The organism is Oceanobacter sp. 1_MG-2023, from assembly GCF_030689025.1.
Taxonomy (GTDB): Bacteria; Pseudomonadota; Gammaproteobacteria; order Pseudomonadales; family Oceanobacteraceae; genus Oceanobacter.
The window spans coordinates 65,926-71,925 of record NZ_JAUYWA010000018.1; the positions used below are offsets into that span (position 1 = coordinate 65,926).

Here is a 6,000-nt window from a genome sequence, read left to right on the forward strand (position 1 = left end):
TGATCGGCCTTGCCCTGCACCCGATGGAGCCCCACCATGCCGCTGAACCGCGATGACGCTATCCAAACCGTCAACGTTCTGAGTCAGGCCCTGCCCTACCTGCAACGCTTTGTAGGCAAAACCATTGTTGTCAAATACGGCGGCAATGCCATGATCGACGAACATCTGAAAAACAGCTTTGCCCGCGATATGGTGATGCTGAAACTGGTTGGCATCAACCCGGTTGTGGTGCACGGCGGCGGGCCACAAATTGGCGAGTTGCTGACCAAACTCAATATCGAAAGCCACTTTGTTAACGGCATGCGCGTGACCACCAGCGAAACCATGGATGTGGTCGAAATGGTACTGGGTGGCCTGGTCAACAAAGACATCGTCAACCTGATCAACCAGAACGGTGGTGATGCCATTGGCCTGACCGGTAAGGATGGCCAGCTGCTGCACGCTCGCAAGCTGCATGTGACCCGGGCTTCTCCGGATCTGGAAAAACCGGAAATCATCGACATCGGCCACGTTGGTGAAGTCGCCAGTATCAACACCAAGGTGTTGGACATGCTCAATGACAGTGATTTTATTCCGGTTATTGCACCGATTGGTGTCGACTCAGAAGGTCGCTCCTACAACATCAACGCCGATTTGGTTGCCGGTAAGGTCGCGGAAGTACTCAAGGCCGAAAAACTGATTCTATTAACCAATATCGCCGGTTTGATGGACAAGCAGAACAATATCCTTACCGGTCTGACTACCCGGCAAGTCGACGACCTGATTGCTGACGGTACCATCTACGGTGGCATGTTACCCAAGATCCAATGTGCTCTGGATGCCGTCCATGCTGGCGTCACCAGCGCCCATATTATTGATGGACGCGTGGCACACTCGACCCTGCTGGAACTGTTCACCGATGAAGGTGTGGGCACTCTGATTACCAACCGCAAAGGCTGACAGGAGGATTCATGGCACAGGCGGAAAACAAGCTATCCCGCAAGGACCAGATACTTCAGGCTCTGGTGCATATGCTGGAAACCCAGCCTGGGGCCAGAATCACCACCGCCAATCTGGCAAAAGAGGTGGGCGTCTCAGAAGCGGCGCTGTATCGCCACTTCCCCAGCAAGGCAAAGATGTTTGAAGGGCTGATTATTTTTATAGAAGAAACAATTTTCAGCCGTATCAACCTGATCCTGCAAGACATCGACACCGCTGAAGCGCGCTGCCAGCACACCCTCATGCTGTTGCTGACATTTGCTGAACGCAACCCCGGCATGTGCCGCTTGTTGTCTGGTGATGCCCTGGCGGGAGAAACCGAACGCCTGCGTCAGCGTATCCAGCAGTTTTTTGAACGGCTGGACACCCAGTTCCGACAAATCATCCGGGAAGCCGAATTGCGTGAAGACAAGCTGCCACAGCACACGGCCAGTGCGCTGGCCAACTTGTTGACGGCTGTGGTCGAAGGCAAGATCCGTCAGTTTGTACGGACGGAATTTGCCCTGAAACCCACCGCCTATTGGGATGAACAGTGGCCGCTGTTACAAAGCCAGTTATTGCGGGCAAAGCACATTCCGACCTACTGAATAAACGGCAACGGCATAGACGGAATAAACGGACGGAAGACTCAACAGTAGGGACGCCAAGCCAGCTGGCCTAGCGGCTGACGGGAGGAGTGGCCTTGATAAAACGATCAACCCGGTCAAAATCCACCTCGTCGTACAAAGTACCCGGCGGATAAACCTGCAGAATGCGTATGCGCTCATACTGCTCCGCATAATCCCGGGTAATACGCCCTAACTCAGCACGACGATCCCGGATATCCCGTTGGCTGTCGGCAATCACATCAACGATCTCGTCCACTTCGTCCTGAATATCCTCAGGGACCGGATAACCCTTACTGGTAAAGCGCTCGGCCTGCTGCTGTGCCACTTGCAGCTTTTCTTCCAACGCTTGCTGGCGACGTTCCTGCAAGGTGATATAGGTCGCGACTTCTTCTGACTTGCGCAGCCTGGCCCGTTCAACATCCGATGGCTGCTCGTACAACCGCAGCAGATTGATATCCGCTTCTTTTTGCTGGGCAATTTGCTCTTGTCGTTGCAGCTCAGCCGCTTCTCTGGCACGCCGGATAACCAGCTCTTCTTCTGTTGGTGCAGGAGCAACCACTTCCAGCACCATACCGTTACTGCCCAGCACCTCGTAGCCCTGGCCCACCAGCTCGGCCGGTATTCTGTCCCGCAGCACCGTCTGACCATCGACCTTGAAACGATACAACTTGGCGGCAACAACTTCCGATGCCAGCAAAGAACCCAATAGCGCAACCAGCAAGCGACTACGAGCAAGCCATTGTTTACCGTTCAAGTATCCCAGCATCAGCACACCCCGTATTGCGCCCGATACGCTTCGATAGCAGACGCGTGGTTTTTCAGATCATCCTGGGTCGCCACATAGTCCAGCACCTGATTCAGGGTCACGATACTGGCCACCTTGATATCGAAGTCCCGTTCTACTTCCTGGATCGCAGACAACTCACCCTGGCCTTTCTCCTGGCGATCCAGCGCAATCAAGGCCGCTGCCGCCGTTGCACCCTCAGTACCAGCGATCAGGGTCATGACTTCCCGAATAGCCGTTCCAGCAGTAATCACATCGTCGACAATGACCACACGGCCCGCCAAAGGCGCACCCACCAGATTACCGCCTTCGCCATGGGCCTTGGCTTCCTTGCGATTAAACACATAAGGCACGTCTTTCTGGTAGTCATTGGCCAGCGCCACGGTCATGGCTGCCGCCAGAGGAATACCTTTGTACGCCGGGCCAAACACCACATCGTACTGCAAACCAGCATCTTCCAGTGCGGCAGCGTAAAAACGCCCCAGGCGAGCAAGGGTCAAACCGCTGTTAAACAACCCGGCATTAAAGAAATAAGGGCTGATTCGACCCGACTTTAGCGTAAACTCACCAAACTTCAGGACACCCTGCTGAATAGCGAATTCGATAAATTCTTGTTGATAGGCTTTCATATCGCATCCTGAAAAGGGAACTAATATAAATGGAACGAATAATGCAATGGCAGGAACTGGTCGACAGTCAATAGGAAAGCAAGTACAGGTCAGAGCGCTACCGACCTAATGCACCGCCTCACAGGACACCAGACAAGTACAACAAGTGAGACAACTCACAACCAAATATTGCCTCAGTTTACCCGCACTTAGATTGATGGGTTATGATACACGCTTCACTAGTTGGGAACCACGTATGCGAGTTATCACTTTACAGGTAGACGGGCTGCAACAGGCAGTAGATAAGGGCCTGTATGCATGGCTGAGCATGGCCGACGCCGATGTCGTCGCCATCCAGAATCTGCGCGCAAAAGAATATCAGCTTTCTGACGATGTCGTTTACCCGCGAGATTTTAACGCCTACTTTTTTGATGCAGAGGCGGATGACTATTCAGGTGTTGCCATTCTCACCAAAGAGGTTCCCAAGGCCATCATGACCGGCCTGGCGTTCCCTCAGTGCGATATGCAAGGCCGCTATATCCAGGCCGACTTCCCGCACGTCAGTGTTGGCTCCATCCTGTTTCCATCCGTTGATGTCTTTAACAACCTCGACGACAAGCTGGCCTTCCAGAAATCGTTTCTGGAGCATTTGCAAAAAAATCGCCGCAAGCGTCGCGAGTTTATTATTTGCGGCAATTTTGAAGCCGCTCATAAAACCGTCGACCTGGCCGATTGGCAATCCAACCAGAACAAGCCCGGATTCCTGCCGGAAGAACGCGCCTGGTTTGACCAGATCTTTGGCCCGGTCGGTTACGTTGACGCCTTCCGCGAAGCCAATTTTGGCGAAAACCAGTTCACCTGGTGGCCAGATGCCGAATGCGCCCGTCGCAACCAGAATGGCTGGCGCAAGGACTACCAGATTTGCAGCCCCGGTGTTCGCCAATACGTTGTCGATGCCAAAATCGAAAACAGCCTGCAATTTGGTGATCACGCCGCGGTGATGATCGAGTACGAATTCGACGACGAATAATCGCCCTGGCAGCAGCGCAACAAACGCCAGGCACAAAAAGGCCCGCGACCGTGCGCGGGCTTTTTTGTGTTTTCAGAGTCATCACCTGAATAAAACCATTCGGGCGATTTCCCCTGTGGATATACCACCCAGGCAAGATCAGCCGTTCAATGCTGCAATCTGCAGATCAGACAGCTCATTAATGCCTTTCTCTGCCAATGCCAGCATGGCGTTCAGCTCATCGCGGGTGAAGGTATTACCTTCAGCAGTTCCCTGCACTTCCACAAAGCCGCCATTCGACGTCATGATTACGTTCATGTCGGTTTCAGCGGCGGAGTCTTCCGGGTAATCCAGATCCAGCACCGGCTCGCCCTTATAAACCCCCACAGAAACCGCCGCGATCATGTGCTTCAGAGGCTCTCCCTTGAGTTTGCCCTTTTGCTTCAACCAGTTGATGGCATCCACCATGGCAACACACGCGCCGGTGATCGACGCCGTACGAGTGCCGCCGTCGGCCTGGATCACATCACAATCGATGGCGATGGTATTTTCACCCAAGGCCTTCATATCCACAGCAGCACGCAGGCTGCGGCCAATCAGGCGAGAGATTTCTACCGTACGGCCCTGCTGCTTGCCCTTGGCGGCTTCACGTATCATGCGCGAACCGGTTGAACGCGGCAGCATACCGTACTCCGCCGTCACCCAACCCTGGCCCTTGCCACGCAAAAACGGCGGCACATTGGTTTCCACACTGGCGGTACAAATCACTTTTGTATCACCGCATTCAACCAGCACAGAACCTTCCGCGTGTTTGGTGTAATGGCGAGTAATACGAACTTCGCGGAGTTGATCAGGAGCACGACCACTGGGTCTCATACAATTTCCTCTTCTGTGCTTAAAATATCTTGATGGGGCGGCATTATAACGACATGGCAGGGGTATCTGGCCACCACCGCTCTACCGGTTACTCACTTACGGAGCAATTCCATGGTTTACAGTATGACAGCCTTTGCCCGCCAACAGGCTGACACTCCCGCTGGGCAGATTGTCTGGGAAATTCGATCCGTCAACCACCGCTACCTGGAACCACAGTTACGCCTGCCCGACAACTTTCGTGAACTGGAACCAGCACTGCGTGAACGGTTAAAGAAACAGCTGGGTCGCGGCAAAGTCGAGTGCCAGCTACGACTACAACCAAATCAGCAACAAAGCGCACTGAATATTAACGAACGGCTGTTAGAAAACCTCAGCCGCACTCTCGACACCATCGCCACCAAGATCCCCGATGCAGCTCCTGCCAACCTGCTCGATATCCTGCAGTGGCCCGGCCTTATGAAGACCCCTCCGGTAGATACCCAGGCAATACAGCAGATCACCCTGCAAGCCTTTGACGACTGCCTGACCAACCTCAGCCACAGCCGCGCCCAGGAAGGCCTCAGCCTGGCATCACTGATTCAGCAGCGACTTATTGCCATGGATACACTGGTCGCGACCGTAGAAGCCCACCTCCCCGAAGCCCTCACCAGCCTCCACCAACAACTGCAACAACGTCTGGCCGATATGCTGGGGGCACGCAGAGGCAGCGCCAATCCGGAACGCCTGGAGCAAGAAATGGTGATACTGGCGCAAAAGGCCGACGTTACCGAAGAACTCGACCGACTGCGCACCCACATTCAGGAAACCCAAAATATCCTGCAACGCACAGAGCCTGTTGGCCGCCGTCTTGATTTTATGATGCAAGAGCTGAATCGCGAGGCTAACACCCTGTCTTCCAAATCCCTGACCACCACCACAACACAAGCGGCCATTGAGATGAAAGTACTGATAGAACAGATGCGCGAGCAGGTGCAGAATATTGAATAGCTTCTTTGTAGAGGTCAACTGATTCCGGACACCAACGTAGGTGGTAATATCGCCACCATAAACGAGGTGTCTGTGTAGTGGTCAACTAATCCCGGACAGTATTTTAAAGTTTTCCTCAGCTGCAACGGGCGAAATGCCGTCGTTGAATGT

The 6,000-nt window shown here is 53.8% G+C and carries 7 protein-coding genes; 4 read left to right on the plus strand and 3 right to left on the minus strand.

Translation table 11 applies throughout. The annotated features are described in order from the left end of the window. Positions 1–36 precede the first annotated feature (36 nt). Positions 37–939 carry an acetylglutamate kinase gene (gene argB / locus Q8W22_RS12180; RefSeq protein ID WP_303432749.1) on the plus strand — a complete coding sequence of 301 codons (903 nt, stop codon included), beginning with the start codon at positions 37–39 and terminating at the stop codon, positions 937–939. A gap of 11 nt (positions 940–950) precedes the next feature. Next, positions 951–1,565 (plus strand): nucleoid occlusion factor SlmA, encoded by a 615-nt coding sequence (slmA, locus tag Q8W22_RS12185; RefSeq protein ID WP_303432748.1) that lies wholly within the window; start codon positions 951–953, stop codon positions 1,563–1,565. 70 nt (positions 1,566–1,635) lie between these two features. Here slmA and Q8W22_RS12190 read toward each other — a convergent pair whose 3' ends face one another. Both Q8W22_RS12190 and pyrE read right to left on the minus strand, forming a co-directional pair. Then, the gene (locus Q8W22_RS12190) at positions 1,636–2,352 is read right to left on the minus strand and encodes a hypothetical protein (RefSeq protein WP_305452488.1); all 717 of its coding nucleotides are present in this window, start codon (positions 2,350–2,352) and stop codon (positions 1,636–1,638) included. Then, positions 2,352–2,999, minus strand: a complete 648-nt coding sequence (gene pyrE / locus Q8W22_RS12195; RefSeq protein ID WP_305452489.1) for an orotate phosphoribosyltransferase — start codon at positions 2,997–2,999, stop codon at positions 2,352–2,354. The genes Q8W22_RS12190 and pyrE overlap by 1 nt, the downstream gene beginning before the upstream one ends. A gap of 235 nt (positions 3,000–3,234) precedes the next feature. Here pyrE and Q8W22_RS12200 point away from each other — a divergent pair, with 235 nt between their 5' ends. Then, entirely contained in the window at positions 3,235–4,008 is a 774-nt protein-coding gene (locus tag Q8W22_RS12200; protein ID WP_303432745.1) for an exodeoxyribonuclease III, read from the plus strand. A gap of 138 nt (positions 4,009–4,146) precedes the next feature. Here Q8W22_RS12200 and rph read toward each other — a convergent pair whose 3' ends face one another. Next, positions 4,147–4,863, minus strand: coding sequence for a ribonuclease PH (rph, locus tag Q8W22_RS12205; protein WP_303432744.1), 717 nt, complete (start codon positions 4,861–4,863; stop codon positions 4,147–4,149). A gap of 111 nt (positions 4,864–4,974) precedes the next feature. Between rph and Q8W22_RS12210 the strand changes: the two genes are divergently transcribed. Further along, positions 4,975–5,850: a YicC/YloC family endoribonuclease gene (locus Q8W22_RS12210; RefSeq protein ID WP_305452490.1), complete on the plus strand. Its 876-nt coding sequence runs from the start codon at positions 4,975–4,977 to the stop codon at positions 5,848–5,850. Positions 5,851–6,000: the final 150 nt, after the last annotated feature.